Below are 16,548 nucleotides of genomic sequence, written 5' to 3' on the forward strand. Positions count from 1 at the left end.
TTGATGATCGGTTCTACGGCCTCTTTTCGAGGATGAGGCATCATATACTAAAGCTTATTATCGAGCCATTCACACCGGATTCTCTCCATGTTCACGATCGTATTCCAAATATTGATGATCGGTTCTACGGCCTCTTTTCGAGGATGAGGCATCATATACTAAAGCTTATTATCGAGCCATTCACACCGGATTCTCTCCATGTTCACCACCGCATTTCAAATGTTGATGATCTTTTCTTCAAAAAGTTCTTCGAGATTAAGGCATCATATACCAAGCTTATTGAGCCATTCACCGGGTTTTCTTCCCAGGTTCGGCACCAACACCAACTTGGATAATATTTATCGAATCGGCAAGCATCATGAGTTATCTGAATAACCTTCCATTTTGGCCGCTATACTTATTTGGTTTCTCCCGAAAGAGAAAATAAAAAACGGGGCGACCCCTTTGGATCAAACCCCATTTCCTTTTTACAAAAGCTTGATCATTTCAATGACGAGTGCAGCGGAATTGGCCGATGCTCTTTCAATGAATTGATCAAAAGATATTTCAGATTTTTTTCCAGCGATGTCAGACAGTGACCGGATGATTACAAACGGCGTGTTAAATAGGAAAGCCGCTTGTGCTATGGCGGCGCCTTCCATTTCAACCGCCTGCAGATTTGGGAATTTCCCCCGGACAAATTCTACCTTTTCCGGGTCGCTCATGAACGAGTCTCCGGTTGCGACCAGCCCTTGTTCCGTAGTTATTCCCGTTATTTTTTTTGATGCTTTTAGGGCCGCTTCCATTAAAGCCGGATCAGCTTTAAAAGCAGCAGGCATTCGCGGCACCTGTCCATACTCATAACCGAAGGCGGTAGCATCCACATCATGGTGGCGCACTTCGTTTGATATGACCAGGTCTCCGATGTTTAAGTTCGGATTGTATCCTCCAGCAGACCCTGTATTAATGACTGCATCAGGCTTATATTTTTCTAATAAAATGGCAGCTGACATGGCTGCATTTACTTTTCCAATTCCCGACTTTAACAAGACGGCCTCTTTTCCCGCCAGCAGGCCTTCCGTAAATTCGAAACCGCCGATCACATCCGTTTTTGCATTGTCCACTTTTTTTCGCAATAAGGCAACTTCCTCTTCCATTGCCCCGATGATTCCTATTTTCATGGAAATATACTCCCGTCTGTCCTTATTTCTTATCGTTTTGTATTAATTTTTTTACTTCAGTCGGCTTCCAGCCTTCACCATCAACCCACTCAATCAAGACCCTGTATGTATCCGCACTGCCCTTGGCTGACACTGTGGCGATAGCCTGATTTTGCCTGTCAGCTCCACCTTCAATCCACCAAAGAATCATGTTGTCTTGCGGAATGTTAACAGCGTAGGAAACTGCATTCAACTTCTCGTTCCAATCCACTGTACCTTTGTTAAACGATGGCTGATGGCCATTGGCCTGTTCTGTCCCGACCGGTTCCCAACTCGGGTCAACGATGACCTTTTCTACGTTTGGTTCATCACTTTCTTTTTCAATTATTTCTTCGGATTCCTCTTCAGGATCTTCCTCGGGTTCTTCTTCTGTCGCTTCATTTTCTTCTGCAGGTTCATTTTTTTTATCACTGTTCTTTTGCTTAGCTGTATTTTTCGAGTCTGGCGGATTAGAAGCAACATCCGGTTCATTCGGGTTGTCCCCGCCGAAAAAAATTCTCCCGCCCACAATTAGAATAAGAATTATTACGATCGCGATAAGCGTATTTAAAATGATGTTTGTCTTTCTTCTCTTCGCCCTGAGTTCAGAGCGTGAACGTTGATTAAAGTCAACCGGCATGGTATCCCTCCGTTTCTCGTTGACAATATCATATCATGACCGGAGTTATACGTGAATTATTTTTATTGGGTTGAAAGATTAGAGTGAGCTTTATTCTCCTCGTAAACCATCGAAACGATATCACCAAATAGCATATTGATCCCCCCTTCATCTGAAGGGACATCCAAATTGACAACCACAAGGGCATATTTCGGGTTATTAAATGGAAAATAGCCCGCAAACCATTTGTGATGCAACTGCTCGCCATCTTTCTCCCTGGCAGTTTCAGCGGTTCCGCTTTTACCCGCCACCTCATAAGCCAGAGTTTGGAATACATTCCCCGTTCCGTTTTGTGCTGTTACAACCTTTCTTAAAAGCTGTTGTAATTGCATGGCAGTATAAGGGGACAGTTCTCTACCTTTTAATTTTTTTTCAGCAAATGTGGCCATCACCGTTCCATTTCCATATTGGATTTCGGAAGCAGTCTTAACGGCCATTTTTTGACCTCCACGGGCGATTGTCGCCATCATGTTTGCCACCGAAACGGGTGTTAAGCGAACCTCCTGCTGGCCAATACCAGTTTGAAAAACATAATTGCGATCACGTCTACTCTCCTCATTTGCGAAAACTCTTCCATTGTCATGGTCAAATTGTCGAAAATGTTCCATCTGAAAAAGTTGGTCTTCCCAAGAAACAGAACCAATGGCACCCATTTTTTCGGCATACTCCTCTAATTTTTCGGGATCTTCTTTAACCAATTTCCATGCCAGTTCCGCAAATGTAATATTGCAGCTTTGAGCAAAACTGTCCTCAAAATTCAAGTTGCCCAGTTGTCTGCTTGCGGCTTCCCCTCTGAGTCCCGCATTGCAATTATATAGTTCTTCCTTGTTAACAAGCCCTTCTTCTATCGCAGCGGCCGCTACGACTGTTTTAAATACTGATCCAGGGATAAGCTGCTTAAACATCCAGTTCACCGAGCCTTCATCAGAAAAAGGGGTTTTACGATCAATATGTGGCCGCGAAGCCGCCGCTAAAACTTCATTCGTCTGGACATCGAGCAAAATGGCTCCGCCTTTTTTAATATGGTGCAAATCAAGCAAGTCTTCTATCTTTTCCTGATATGGGCGACGAATCGTTGTTTTCACTTGCAAAGGGTAAAAAGGGTTTCCGTCTCCCGTATATTTTACTTGAATTCCGAATAATGGGTGGCCAATCCCGTCCACATGATAGACAAGTTTTGATTCACGCTCGGGAAGTAAAAATTCATCAAACTGTTTCTGTAAGCCGGTCAAACCAAGCTTTACATTCGATCTATCTTTTTTAGGGTAACGTTCTTGGAACATTTCCTCATTTTCACCGTAAATGCCAATCAACTGGGCAGCCAGCGGTTTTTCAGCAGGGAATTTTTTTTCTACGGCAAAAACACCCGGCACATCCAAACGCTCAATTTGTTCTGTTTGCTTTCCCGTCAGAATGTACGGCTGTTCCAATCCGGCCACAAACGGCTCTTCCGCATATTCCACCTGCTTTTGAAGTTCTGCTTGGGGAATATTTAAAATTTGGGCCAATTCCCCGCTTTTCCAATCAAGTGTTTTAATGAAAGGGAATAGTACGAGAACGGTTTTCTTTTCAAACGAGAGCGGGCTTCCTTCCGAATCCAAGAATTGCCCCCGTCCATCATCAAGCACAAGCTCCAACGTCCTCTGTTTTACGCTTTCCCTGATCAGGTTAACACGATGCTTTGAAAAATGTTCCGTTTGAAATAATTGTATTTGCATAAGCCTTCCCAGTAAAACCGCAAACATAAAAAATATGGCCATCACAATGACTAGAATCCGCTTTTTCATGGTACAGCACCTCATCCCCATTGTTGCCGCGGAATCCATGTGATAACCGTTGAATCTGAAAACTTTGCAGGTACCAACCCTTTAGACACAAGGTGCGATTGCCGACCAGAAGTTCACCAAGCATTTCAATGAAAAAAAACACGGCCGCCATTTTTTTAGCTGCCGTGCATTCCATTATTTGATCGAGATGATTCGAACCCGCATTTCACCACCCGGTGTTTGAACGGTTACTTCATCATTGACCTTTTGCCCGATTAAGCTCTTGGCAATCGGAGAGTCATTGGAAATTTTCCCTTCAAATGGATCCGCTTCCGCGCTGCCCACAATGGTATACGTCTCTTCATCACCATCGGGAAGTTCAATAAACGTTACCGTTTTTCCAAGCGTTACTTGATCTGAATTCAACTCATCATCTTCAATAATTTTCGCGTTGCGGATCATGTTCTCCAACGTGGTAATCCGCCCCTCGACAAACGCTTGCTCTTCTTTTGCCGAATCATACTCCGAGTTTTCGGATAGATCCCCGAAACTTCTGGCGACCTTAATCCGTTCAACGACTTCTTTTCGTCTCACAGATTTTAAATATTCAAGTTCTTTTTCAAGTTTCTCTTTTCCGTCCTTTGTCATTGGAAATACTTTTTCCGTTGCCATATCCCTCACTCCTTATTCTTCTCATTTCCCTTTTATAACCGGGAAATTGTCCTTTTAATACATGACAGCGCGCCAAATGAATGGCGCGCCTTCGTTTCCTGCCAATTTATATTATATTATCTATGCTATCGTAATATAAAAATGATTTTTGTTCAAGGAAATATCATCCTGTTTCCTGGATTCAAATTTTTTTACTGACTGCAAGCCCGTCGCCAATCGGAATAATGGTCGTTATAAAGTCTGTTTTATCCATTATCGACTGATTATATTCCTTTAATTTTTTTACGATTCCTTCTAGTCGCTTATTTTCAACATGGTCATTTGCAACGAGTCCTTTGAATAAAACGTTGTCTGAATACACACAACCGTCATTTGTCAGCAACGTGCTATACATGTTAAAAAAATTCATATATTGGCCCTTCGCCGCATCAATAAAAATGGCGTCAAAAGGGGCATATGACGCCACCTCATCAACCAAATCCAACGCATTTCCCTTGAGCAACGTGATTCTGTTTTCCATGCCAGCAAGACGAATATTTGCTAGAGCTTCCTCTGCCCGCTGCTCATCGAGTTCAATTGTGACAATACTTGTATCAGGCAGGGCGTAAGCCATTCTTAAAGCGGAATAACCGATGGCCGTTCCTATTTCCAAAATTCGTTCCGGATTTTGAATCCTCATAAATTGAAGCATCACATGAAGAGACATTAATTCCATGATCGGAACATTGTTTTTTTCTGCAATGCGTTCCATTTTCCGTAAAAGCTCATTTCTGGGCGGAAGAAAAGATTCCACATATTGATGGACGACTTCATTCATGGAAAAACCCCCTTAATCTCTTTTTTCCGTAATATACTTCGCCTTCAGCTTATTGTGCTCCTCCAATGTCTTGGAATAATGAACTTCCCCTGTGCCATATTCCGCCAAGAAATAAAGATATTGGCTTTCGGCGGGGTTCAATGCCGCTTTAATGGAAGCTTCTCCCGCATTGGCGATCGGACCGGGTGGGAGGCCTTTCACCTTGTATGTATTATACGGAGAATCGACCTCCAAATCTTTGTACATCGTTCTTTCTTTATGCTCGCCCAATGCATATAAAACAGTCGGGTCGGTTTGCAGAGGCATATCCTTTTGAATGCGATTATAAAATACGCTGGAAATAAGGTGGCGATCGGCTTTTTCTGTTGCCTCTTTTTCAATTAAAGAAGCCAGGGTAAGCAATTTGTGAACGTCCATCTTTTTTTCTTTCATTTGTTCATCATATTTGGTTACTACTTCGTATGTTTTTTGGATCATCGGATCAATGATAGATTCCAATGGCGGGTTTTCTTCATAATAAGAATAGGTCGCAGGAAACAAATATCCTTCCAGCGGATGTTTTATATTTTTATTCAACAGACTGTCAGTCAGAAGATCCGGATACTTTTCCTGTAACTGTTTAATCGTTTCTTGATCATCCAGTTTCTCCATGATCTCTTTCTTTGTGTAGTCGGTATGCTTTTCGATCGATTCGGCAATTTGCTCCAGTTGGTACCCTTCCGGGACAGCTATTTTAAAAATGGCCTCCCGGGCCAATGTCCCTGTTTGCAGTGTTTGAGCTATCTCACTCAGTGTCATAGATGGCGCCATGTCGTAAACACCCGCTTGAAAACCGGCAACATTATTCAATTTGACATAATATTTAAAGACGGTGGCATTTTTTATAATGCCTTTTTCCTTGAGCGTCTGTCCAATTGTGGATGTTGACGATCCTATGGGAACCTCAATTTTGACCGTTTTATTGTTTTCCGGATCAACCGGTTTTAAGGCTGATTTTATATAAATGATGCCTCCCAGAATGGTTACTGTCATCAAAATAACGGTAATAAGAGCGATAATAGCCACTATTTTTCTAATAATAATCGCCTCACTTTTTCTTTCTAGCAGATTTTCTCTCATCAATTCCGCCTTTTTTTCTTTATCGAGCTTGGTTCCTTCTTTTCTCACGACGGGAATCCCCTCCCGGTATTCTGTTTTTATACGTTTTCTATTATACAATAACTTTGTTATTTTTCACTCTTATCATCTAGTTGGATAAAAAATGCCAAGCCGGCAAAACATGAACAAATGGCGAAGGCGGCTTTCAGACATCCAGCAAAGCAGCTTGACTCTCATCACATATCGTGAGCACAATCTTTACATGCACTTCTCGGAGCGTTCCTGATAGTGAGTTTATTCGATGGGCAAACATCATTAATAGCTTTACCTGTTCCCTGCCTGCGATGAGGGCTCTTTTATTGTGCTAAAGCAATTGAACAGTATCTCCTGGTTGCCATGCAGGTTTACAGCGACGTTCTTGAAAAAATTTGCGCCTCTCCTTTGTACGATCATTTACTGTGGGGGTCACATTGGACAGGCGATTCACCATAGGGACGTACTCTCCGGAGGCAGACTCAACCCGCGACATTCTCGAACAGCTTGCACCTTTTCTTTGTGCAATCATTTACTGTTAAAGCCCTACTGGTCAGATGATTCACCATAGGGACGTACTCTCCGGAGGCAGACTCAACCTGCGACATTCTCGAACAGCTTGCACCTTTTCTTTGTGCAATCATTTACTGTTAAAGCCCTACTGGTCAGATGATTCACCATAGGGACGTACTCTCCGGAGGCAGACTCAACCCGCGACATTCTCGAAAAAGCTTGCACCTTTTCTTTGTACGATCATTTACTGTTAAAGCCCTACTGGTCAGATGATTCACCTACATATGGGTATACTGTCTTTCGAAGCTGGATTTCGTCACATCCTAATTGCCTCATTATATGATAAAAATGAATAAAACCGATCCCGTTAACGGGATCGGTTTGTTATAGATAACACTCACTCTTCCTCTTCAGCAAGAAAAGTGTTTAGCATTTCTTCGATCATATCCCATTCTTCTTCTGTTTCAATGGGCTGCAGGCTTCCTTCTTCGCCTTCTTCATTGGGAACAAAAGCGGAAGCATGAATTTCAATTTCCTCGGTTTCGTTCTCTTCAGTATCTACCGGAAAATACAGCACATATGACTTGTTAAATTCATCAGAGTCAAATGTAAATAGAATTTCATGCAATTCTTCATTTCCTTGTTCATCTACGACAGTAAAATATTTTTCATCATTTTCCATTTTTTTCACCTCATTATTTGTTGGCTGTCCAAGAAATTTTGCAGGATCATGGTTGCGGCCATTTTATCAATCACTTTTTTCCTCTTCTTTCTGCTTACGTCCGCTTCAAGCAAAACTCTTTCGGCGGCCATCGTACTCAGGCGCTCATCCCAAAGGATTACAGGCAGTTGAAATTTTTCGGCGAGAAGATCAGCATAGGCTTTGGTTGCCTCACCACGAGGACCAATTGTGTTATTCATATTTTTTGGCAGGCCCACGATGATTTTCTCAACACCGTATTCTTTAATAATTTCACCAATCCGCTTAAATCCAAACATGTTTTTTTCTTCATTGATCGATATTGTTTCAACTCCCTGGGCAGTCCATCCCATTTCGTCACTAATGGCCACGCCAACTGTCTTGGAGCCAACATCGAGGCCCATCACTCGCATTTATTTTCCCTCACGATGTTGTGTTAAATACGACTTGACCAGCTCTTCAATGATCTCGTCACGTTCCAATTTTCTCATAATATTCCGAGCATCCTGATGCCTGGGGATATAGGCCGGATCCCCGGAAAGCAAGTATCCGACGATTTGGTTAATTGGATTGTAACCTTTCTCCTGAAGCGCCCCGTACACATGGAGCAAAACACCTTTGACATCATGGTCCATTGGATCCTCTTGAAAATTAAACCTCATCGTTTCGTCAAAAGAGCCCATTTTACAACACCTCTCTCATGCGGCCGTTCATGAAATGACCTGTCTTCATTGTACATGATTTCGACTTGGAATCAAATGGATTTTATCCAATCCGTGACAAAAGATAAGGCCTCATCCAATTGACCGGGGTTTTTGCCTCCAGCTTGAGCCATATCGGGACGGCCGCCGCCTCCACCGCCGCAACGTGAAGCGACTTCTTTGACAAGTTTCCCCGCATGATATTTTTTTGTCAAATCTTTTGTAACGGCGGCAACGATATTTACTTTATCATTTTGTGCAGATCCGAGTACAACAATACCTGAACCAAGCTGTTGTTTCAAATCGTCTGCCATACTTCTTAACGCGTTCATATCGGCGCCTTGAACTTTGCTGGCGATCACTTGTATGCCATTCACTTCGACTGCCTTGTCCAACAAGCTTCCCGCTTCCAAATGGGCCAATTTATCTGTAAGAGATTCATTTTCCCGCTGAAGCTCCTTAAGGTCATTTAACAGGATTTGGGTTCTTTCGACAGCATTGCCCGGCTTCGTTTTCAGCATGTCGGCAATCATCCGAAGCTTTTGTATCTGCCCGTTCATGTAACGGTAGGCATGTTCACCTGTAACGGCTTCTATTCTCCTGATGCCTGCGCCAATGCCGCTTTCAACAACGATTTTAAAGAGCCCGATTTCGGCTGTATTCGATACGTGACAGCCACCGCATAATTCCAGGCTTTCTCCCGCCTGCACAACCCGGACCGTATCTCCGTATTTTTCTCCAAAAAGAGCCATTGCTCCCATCTTCTTCGCTTCTTCCAGACTTTTATATGAAATATGAACAGGGTCATTTGTCCAAATGTTTTCATTCACGAGCGTTTCAACTTTTTCAAGTTCCTCTTCCGTAACGGCTCCAAAATGCGAGAAGTCAAAGCGTAGGCGGTCAGGTCCCACATAAGATCCCGCCTGATTGACATGTTTGCCTAGGACATCTTTCAATGCCTTATGCAACAGATGGGTGGCGGTATGATTTTTAATCACTTGCCGTCTCATCTGCTCATCAATGACAGCCAGCACTTCCAAGCCTTTTTGAAGCGTTCCTTCTTCTATGACACCGGTATGAAGATGTTGTCCGTTTGGCGCTTTTTTGACCTCCGATACTTTTACTTTCAGGCCTTCTCCGACGACTATTCCTTCATCGGCAATTTGTCCGCCGCTTTCCGCATAAAATGGTGTTTTTGTTAAAATAAATTGTACAGTTTCCCCCGCACGAGCTTCCTCTACAAGTTCGCCTTCTTTTACAATTGCTTCAACGTTCGTTTTCACTTGAAGCGTATCGTAGCCGACAAACTCGCTTGCTACCTTCAGTTCACCAAGAACTCCTGATTGAACCTGCATGGATTCTGCTTCCTGCCGGGCTGAACGGGCCCTTTCCCTTTGCTCAGCCATTGCCTTTTCAAACCCTTCATGGTCCACCTTCATTTTCTCTTCTTCTGCATACTCTTCCGTTAGTTCCACTGGAAATCCGTAAGTGTCATATAATCTAAACACTTCTTCTCCCGGTATCGTGTCTTTTCCTTCCGCTTTTGCTCTTTGAATGAGTGAGGAAAATATCTCCAATCCTTCGTTTAACGTTTCGTGGAAACGTTCCTCCTCGTTCTGGATGACGCGTTGAATGAACTCCGTATTTTGTAACACATCCGGATAATAATCTTTCATGATGTCGCCGACAATGGGTACGAGCTTGTACATAAAAGGCTTATCAATATTGATTTCCTTTCCGTATCGGACTGCCCTTCGGAGCAGCCTTCTCAACACATATCCCCTTCCCTCATTTGAAGGAAGCGCGCCATCGGAAACAGCAAAAACAACTGTTCTGACATGGTCCGAAATGACTTTAAAAGCGGTGTCCTTATCTTTTTCCTTCCCATACGCCTGTCCGGATAGCTTTTCGGTTTCCCGAATAATTGGGATAAATAAGTCTGTATCAAAGTTGGTCGGCACATTTTGAACAACGGACACGATGCGCTCCAAGCCCATCCCCGTATCAATATTTTTTTTCGGAAGCGGTGTATAGGTGCCATCAGGGTTGTGGTTGAATTGGGAAAAAACCAAATTCCAAATCTCCAGATAGCGCTCATTCTCCCCTCCTGGATATAATTCAGGATCATTTGGATCATCTCCATATTCTGGTCCACGGTCATAAAAAATCTCAGAGTTCGGACCGCTTGGTCCTTCTCCAATATCCCAGAAGTTTTCTTTCAAGCGAATGATCCTTTCCTTTGGAAGTCCGACATGTTTGTTCCAAATCTCAAAAGCCTCATCATCTTCCGGGTGAATGGTCACTGACAATTTTTCATCTTCAAAACCGATCCATTTTTCACTCGTTAAAAATTCCCAGGCCCATTCGATCGCTTCTTTTTTAAAGTAATCGCCAATCGAGAAGTTGCCCAGCATTTCAAAAAAGGTGTGGTGTCTGGCTGTTTTTCCGACATTTTCAATATCATTCGTTCGAATGGACTTTTGGGCATTGACAATTCGCGGATTTTCGGGGATTTCCCTGCCATCAAAATATTTTTTCAATGTGGCTACCCCACTATTAATCCACAGTAAAGAAGGATCATCGTGGGGGATAAGTGAAGCGCTAGGCTCCACTTTATGTCCTTTCTCTTGGAAAAAATCAAGGAACATTTGTCTTATTTGCGACCCGGTCAACGTTTTCATGTTAATACCTCCAAATTATTTTCATAAAAAATAAAAAAACTTCTCCCCATACAGGGGCGAAGCTTCGTCACGGTACCACCCTGATTATCAAACCAATTCACTTGTTTGACATCTCTTGGTACCTTAACGCGGTTTACGGCAGTGATTAGCTGCTCTCGGGATTGGCTCATTGTCGCCCTTCATCTGGAATTTCTTTCAGCCTCGGAAATTCCTCTCTTACGCAGATTTCAACCTGCTCAGATGGTCAGCAACAAGAATGGATCCCTCATTGATTTTTCATTTTGATTGTTACAGAAATTATAGAGAATGGAAGATCGATTTGTCAATTCTAAGTTGATCTTGAATGGATAAGATAATCGCGGGTATGAATGATCGCCACTTTTAACACGGCCAACAACGGCACAGCAAGAAGCATACCCCATAGCCCGCCCGCTTCACCGCCGATAATGAGCGCGGCAATAATAAAAAGTGGATGAATATTGATTGATTTACCAACAATATACGGCGATAAAACATTCCCCTCCAAGAATTGCAGCAACATGACGATTCCCAAGGCAAACGCCGCTTGTTTGATTGATGACATGAGTGCAATGGCCAAGACGGGCACCGCTCCGATCACTGCTCCAAAATAGGGAATAATGTTTGTAAAAGCAATGATTAAACCGAGCATAATGGGATAATCAAGGCCTATCAACCAAAACAGGAGACTGGAAATGATCCCAAGGATAAAACAGACAAGCAATTGTCCGCGTATATATCCTCCAAGTGACACATTTACCGCCGACAAAAATACCTGGGCATTATTCCGCCACTTCTTAGGAGTCATATACCATGCCGCTTTTTTGACAAGTTCCAAATCTTTCAGAAAATAAAACGAAATAAAAGGAATCACAGCCAAAACGATCACGTAGTTGACGAGGCCCACAACCGAGGAAATGGCCTTCTCCATAAATTGGCCAATCCAAACTTCAAAGCTGTCCACCCGCTCCATTAATTCACTTTTCATCCCGTCAGGCCAACGCGAGGTTGAAGCATCCAACTCTCTGATTAAGCTTTTATAGTAATCCACAAGCTCGGGCACATGTTCGGAAAAGTGTCGCATCTGTCCTATTAATACCGGAATTCCCAAATAAAGGCCATAGCCGATCCCCCCAAAAAATAAAATATAGATGAAGCTAATGGCCACAGCCCGGTTCATTCCAAGGAGCTCCAGTTTCCCGACTATCGGATAAAGCAAATAAGCAATAAATCCCCCGGCCACAAAAGGGAGCATCCCAATACACAACACGGTCAGCAAAGGCTTCCACAGCGGTTTGATGAGCAGGAAAAAATAAAGCAGAACAAAGATGATCAAGATGATGCCGAATTGGTATAATAAGCGAGTTCTTGGTTCCCTCAACGAATGTCCCTCCCTAATAATAGTTTTTCGACTTTGGCCAATTCTAACCATCATGTCGAAAAAAGGAGGAAGGATAAGGAAAGCCGGAGCGGACAAACTTAAAAAAGAACAAGATTATTGCGAGGAGCCGTCCCAGGCACCTTCATTCTTTTAAAGCATTGCGGCATGGTCAAGGAGCAACTTTATCTTTAGAATATGCTTCAAGCTGGTGGCCCGTCCACACTAGAATCATTACACCGTTTTTCTTCATGTGGATGAAACAGGGACTGGGACATAAACAAATACGAAATAGCAAAAAATTATTTGTGTTAAAAATCCCTCTCAACTTAGCCCTCCTAGCTAGTAGGCAAGCTGATTTGGCAATACCATATCCCTTTTCCGACCTCCTGGCCACTGATCCCATTCACAACACCATAAGTTATGTAACGAAAAGAAGGCTGCCGTTTTCGGCAGCCTCTAAATCAACTTTCGTTGCTGTTCATCGAACAAATCATCTAAAGAACTTAAAGATCCGTCTTCTTCCACCTGGTGAGTATATATCATTTGCTTTCCAATGGACAGCTCGATGAAACAGTTCCAGCAATAATACTGGTTCACACCAATTTTACCCAGGTCCTTGCTCTGGCAGTTTGGACATTTCATCATGGGCTTTTCCACCTCGTCGATTTTTTACCGACACGATCATGGCGTCCTTTCCGATTTTTGGAGGGTGTGACGTGCGAATGACACGCTTTCCCTCTGTAATATCCGAAAAAAAGCCATCTGTCAGTTCGTATCCAACGATTGTGCCCACTTCTTCCATAAAATATACATCATCCAGAAGACCAAGTTTGTCACCTTGCTGGGATAAGGTATTTTTTTTGGCTAATGGCTGATTATGGTGCATCGTATATTCATCATGGAGCTCATAATATTTCACCAGGCTGTTTTTACTGTCGATCATGACCCCGTCATTGCCAAACGACGTAACAGATTGGATGGGAAGCCGGTACTTTTTTCCGATCAAACCTTTGCCAAGCAGCAAAAGATCTGTTACCAATCCGTCTTCTCCGATACAAATGTCGCAAACTTCCCCAATCAGCTCCCCGCCATTGTCAAACACCGGCTTTCCTTTTAACAAAGAAAATGTTCGCAAAGTAAACCCGCCTTTCCGAACATTTATATTGTCTGCCGATTAAAGAAAATCATAAGGCGTAACATTTTCCATGCCGATCATGGGATCAACCATAAAAAGCTTCTCTTCAAAAGACAAATCCGCTTGTTCTATTGTTTTATCTTTATCCACCGGCAAGCTGGCGGAAGCCGCCAATTTTTCATACAAAGTCGTTTGTCTCTTCTGATCATCCACCCTCGAAATGCCCATGCGAAAAGCTTCTTCCTCTCCGCACAAAATCAGAAATTCTTTGCTTCGGGTAATCGCTGTATATAATAAATTCCTTCGCAACATGCGATAATAACTTTTGACGACAGGAAGGATGACAATGGGAAATTCGCTTCCTTGCGATTTATGGATGGAACAGCAAAAAGCATGGGTGATTTGGTTAAAGTCCTGGCGATAATACGTGACTTCTGTTCCTTCAAAAGAAACGATCATCATATCCTGCTTCTCTACGTTTTCTCTTGCGTATAAAATCGAAATAATTTCCCCGATATCTCCGTTAAACACATTTTTCTCCGGTTGATTAACAAGTTGAAGCACCTTGTCGCCAATCCGGTATGAAACATCCCCAAATGTGACTTCTTTTCGTTTATTGCCGCTTCCTTTCGGATTAAGGACATTTTGCAAAATTTTGTTCAAATGGTCAATCCCAGCAGGTCCGCGGTACATTGGTGCGAGCACTTGAATATCTTTGGCCGCATAACCTTTTCTGACTGCGCTCCGAACAACTTTTTCGACAACCTCACTAATTTGAGTTCCTTGGCATTTGATAAAAGAACGGTCTGCCTGCGGTTCAGTGATCTTCTCCGGAATGTTTCCCTTTTTGATCGTATGGGCCAGTTCAATAATCGAGGAGCCGTCGGCTTGCCGATAAATGTCAGTAAGCTCCACTGTCGGAATGATGTTAGACTTCAATAAGTCCGTAAGAACTTGTCCCGGCCCGACGGACGGAAGCTGATCCTCATCTCCCACAAGGATGACTTGAATATCTTCCGGAAGTGCTTTAAAAAGTTGATGGGCAAGCCACGTGTCGACCATGGACATTTCATCAATGATGACGATTTTTCCTTCTATTTCCCGATCCCCGTCAGCATCCATATTTTCCTGCCCAGTCATACCGAGAAGACGGTGAATTGTTACGGCAGGAAGCCCGGTTGATTCTGCCATTCTTTTGGCGGCTCGTCCTGTCGGGGCGGCTAATACGAACGGAAAGGGTTGGTCTTTATAAGCGTGTATATCAAGCGAACACCCATGAAGCTCGGCATATAATTCCACAATCCCTTTTATGACCGTTGTTTTTCCCGTACCAGGTCCCCCGGTTAATATCATAAGCGGACTTGTCAGCGCCGTTTGAATAGCCTCTTTTTGAGATGGCGCATACTGGATGCCCAGTCTGTCCTCCAACTTGCCCAACGCCATTAAAAATTCCGACTCCGGAAATTGTTCCGCATACTGATTTTGCTCAAGCAAGCGTTCGATATTTGTTATGATCCCTCTTTCGGAAAAATAAAGGGAAGGAATATATACCCGCTTTTCTTCACCAATGATTTTCCCTTCTTCTTCAAGCTGTATGAAGCACTGGCTAATCATGTCATATGGAATTTCCACGGGTTGGCTGTCTTCCAATAGCTTCTTAACCTTTATCAGAAGCTCTTCCGCCTCTAAATAAACATGGCCGTTTTGCAGACAATCTTGCTCTAACGCATAAAGACACGCGGCCTTAATCCGGTCGGGGTGGACTCCATCAATGCCTATTTGCATCCCGAGTTCATCCGCCCGGCCAAACCCGATCCCCTCCACATCTGCAATCAATTGATACGGATTTGTCTCAATAATGTCCAGTGCATTTTCTTTATATGCTTGGTAAATTTTCATGGACAACTGTGGTCCAAAACCATGTTGATTGAGCCCGATCATAATTTGTTCCAATTCTTGATGTTCCAGGAGAGCGTCGTACAAATCTTTAGCCGTATCAGAAGCCAATCTCGGGATGGTTTCCAGTACGGACGGTTCTGCCAAAATGCGGCTAATTGCGTTTTCGCCAAGTGTTTCAACGATACGTTCGGCCGTTTTTTTACCGATCCCTTTAAAAAGGTCGCTTGAAAGATAGGCAACAAGTCCTTGCTTTGTTTGCGGAATTTCCTTTTTAAAATGCTTTGCATGAAACTGAAGACCAAATTTAGGGTGTTCTTTTAGGTTACCGTAAAAAAGATATGTCTCCTGTTCATGAATTTTAGGGAAATAACCCGTCACAACGGCTTCTTTTTCTTCATATGCGACGTTTGTTTCTTCCACCCGAATTCTGATAACGGAATAAAAGTTCGCCTCATTATGGAAAATAGTGACTAAATGGCGCCCCTTTATAAAATGTTCTTCATCCGTCCTTAAATCGAGAGAATTCTGTTGGTTCATGGCGATCTCCCTTTCGTTCAAGGGTACTCTTATTGTTCCAAGGCTTGCTGAACGACTTTTTTGGCGTTCGCGGCAAGAAGGTGATCCGGCTGAATGGAAAGTGCCTGTTCAAAACATTCCATCGCCTTGTCCGCATCATTCAAATGTCCTGCATAGGCCACACCCAGATTATAAAAAGCATCGGCATGATTCGGATCAAGTTCTATTACAGTTTTTAACTGGTTAATTGCTTCTTCCAGTACGCCCGCTCGGGCCAAAGCAAGTCCATATTGAAAAATTGCCTCTGGATCTTTCCTGTCCAACTCCACACTTCTTTGCAAGTAAGGAAGTGAAAGCTCGCTTCTCCCCATATTCACAAAGCACATTCCGAGCATATAGTGCACATCGTTGGACTCTTGTCCAAGAGAGATGGCTTTTTGAAACATATTCGCAGCTTCCCGGTATTTCTCCTGCTTAAAATATAAATTCCCAAAACAGTAATACACCGCAAATGCTTGTTCATCGAGTTCAACAGCCCGTTTTAAAAATTGTTCTGCCCGCGCAAACTCGTTCAACGATAGAAGAACGTTGGCAAAATTAACGTAAGCCACAGCATTCTTGGGATTTTCCTCTATAGCTTCTGTAAACATTTGAACCGCTTTTTCAAGCTTCCCTTCCTGTAAGTACTCAATGCCCTTTATATTTTTATCCATAGGTCACACTCCAAGCGTTTACAATCTTCATAAAGTGATGTACCCCTG

The 16,548-nt window shown here is 43.1% G+C and carries 16 protein-coding genes; 1 reads left to right on the forward strand and 15 read right to left on the reverse strand.

Features of this window, described 5'->3' with window-relative positions:
* Nucleotides 1-335: hypothetical protein (locus tag JOC94_RS16685; RefSeq protein WP_205179935.1), on the forward strand; the 335-nt coding region annotated here is incomplete at its 5' end.
* A gap of 132 nt (nt 336-467) precedes the next feature.
* On the opposite strand, the gene mtnN is transcribed toward JOC94_RS16685, so the two are convergent.
* From mtnN to JOC94_RS16755, 15 genes are all read right to left on the reverse strand, one after another.
* On the reverse strand, nt 468-1,160 hold the full coding sequence (gene mtnN / locus JOC94_RS16690; RefSeq protein ID WP_077110585.1) for a 5'-methylthioadenosine/S-adenosylhomocysteine nucleosidase: 693 nt from the start codon (nt 1,158-1,160) through the stop codon (nt 468-470).
* Nucleotides 1,161-1,182: 22 nt separating this feature from the next.
* A complete protein-coding gene (locus JOC94_RS16695) occupies nt 1,183-1,818 on the reverse strand; it encodes a YrrS family protein (protein ID WP_077110583.1) in 636 nt (211 codons plus the stop codon).
* Nucleotides 1,819-1,880: 62 nt separating this feature from the next.
* The gene (locus tag JOC94_RS16700; protein WP_077110581.1) at nt 1,881-3,644 is read right to left on the reverse strand and encodes a peptidoglycan D,D-transpeptidase FtsI family protein; all 1,764 of its coding nucleotides are present in this window, start codon (nt 3,642-3,644) and stop codon (nt 1,881-1,883) included.
* 174 nt (nt 3,645-3,818) lie between these two features.
* Nucleotides 3,819-4,295 carry a transcription elongation factor GreA gene (greA, locus tag JOC94_RS16705; RefSeq protein ID WP_077110579.1) on the reverse strand — a complete coding sequence of 159 codons (477 nt, stop codon included), beginning with the start codon at nt 4,293-4,295 and terminating at the stop codon, nt 3,819-3,821.
* Between the two features lie 181 nt (nt 4,296-4,476).
* Complete coding sequence (locus JOC94_RS16710; RefSeq protein ID WP_077110577.1) at nt 4,477-5,112, reverse strand: O-methyltransferase; 636 nt, start codon at nt 5,110-5,112, stop codon at nt 4,477-4,479.
* Between the two features lie 12 nt (nt 5,113-5,124).
* Nucleotides 5,125-6,231: an endolytic transglycosylase MltG gene (gene mltG / locus JOC94_RS16715; protein WP_205179938.1), complete on the reverse strand. Its 1,107-nt coding sequence runs from the start codon at nt 6,229-6,231 to the stop codon at nt 5,125-5,127.
* Nucleotides 6,232-7,153: 922 nt separating this feature from the next.
* A complete protein-coding gene (locus JOC94_RS16720; RefSeq protein WP_077110575.1) occupies nt 7,154-7,438 on the reverse strand; it encodes a DUF1292 domain-containing protein in 285 nt (94 codons plus the stop codon).
* A gap of 5 nt (nt 7,439-7,443) precedes the next feature.
* Nucleotides 7,444-7,869: a Holliday junction resolvase RuvX gene (ruvX, locus tag JOC94_RS16725; protein ID WP_077110573.1), complete on the reverse strand. Its 426-nt coding sequence runs from the start codon at nt 7,867-7,869 to the stop codon at nt 7,444-7,446.
* Nucleotides 7,870-8,139, reverse strand: coding sequence for an IreB family regulatory phosphoprotein (locus JOC94_RS16730; RefSeq protein WP_077110572.1), 270 nt, complete (start codon nt 8,137-8,139; stop codon nt 7,870-7,872).
* 71 nt (nt 8,140-8,210) lie between these two features.
* Nucleotides 8,211-10,838 carry an alanine--tRNA ligase gene (gene alaS / locus JOC94_RS16735; protein ID WP_077110570.1) on the reverse strand — a complete coding sequence of 876 codons (2,628 nt, stop codon included), beginning with the start codon at nt 10,836-10,838 and terminating at the stop codon, nt 8,211-8,213.
* Nucleotides 10,839-11,166: 328 nt separating this feature from the next.
* Nucleotides 11,167-12,237: an AI-2E family transporter gene (locus JOC94_RS16740; protein ID WP_077110568.1), complete on the reverse strand. Its 1,071-nt coding sequence runs from the start codon at nt 12,235-12,237 to the stop codon at nt 11,167-11,169.
* A gap of 456 nt (nt 12,238-12,693) precedes the next feature.
* Nucleotides 12,694-12,882 carry a hypothetical protein gene (locus JOC94_RS23005; RefSeq protein ID WP_077110566.1) on the reverse strand — a complete coding sequence of 63 codons (189 nt, stop codon included), beginning with the start codon at nt 12,880-12,882 and terminating at the stop codon, nt 12,694-12,696.
* Nucleotides 12,842-13,372: a PRC-barrel domain-containing protein gene (locus JOC94_RS16745; protein ID WP_077110564.1), complete on the reverse strand. Its 531-nt coding sequence runs from the start codon at nt 13,370-13,372 to the stop codon at nt 12,842-12,844. Before JOC94_RS16745 ends, JOC94_RS23005 begins: the two co-directional genes overlap by 41 nt.
* A gap of 39 nt (nt 13,373-13,411) precedes the next feature.
* A complete protein-coding gene (gene recD2, locus JOC94_RS16750) occupies nt 13,412-15,808 on the reverse strand; it encodes an SF1B family DNA helicase RecD2 (RefSeq protein ID WP_077110562.1) in 2,397 nt (798 codons plus the stop codon).
* Nucleotides 15,809-15,837: 29 nt separating this feature from the next.
* Nucleotides 15,838-16,500 (reverse strand): tetratricopeptide repeat protein, encoded by a 663-nt coding sequence (locus JOC94_RS16755; RefSeq protein ID WP_077110560.1) that lies wholly within the window; start codon nt 16,498-16,500, stop codon nt 15,838-15,840.
* Nucleotides 16,501-16,548 lie beyond the last annotated feature (48 nt).

It is taken from the genome of Siminovitchia thermophila, assembly GCF_016909185.1.
GTDB classification, from domain to species: Bacteria; Bacillota; Bacilli; order Bacillales; family Bacillaceae_C; genus Siminovitchia; species Siminovitchia thermophila.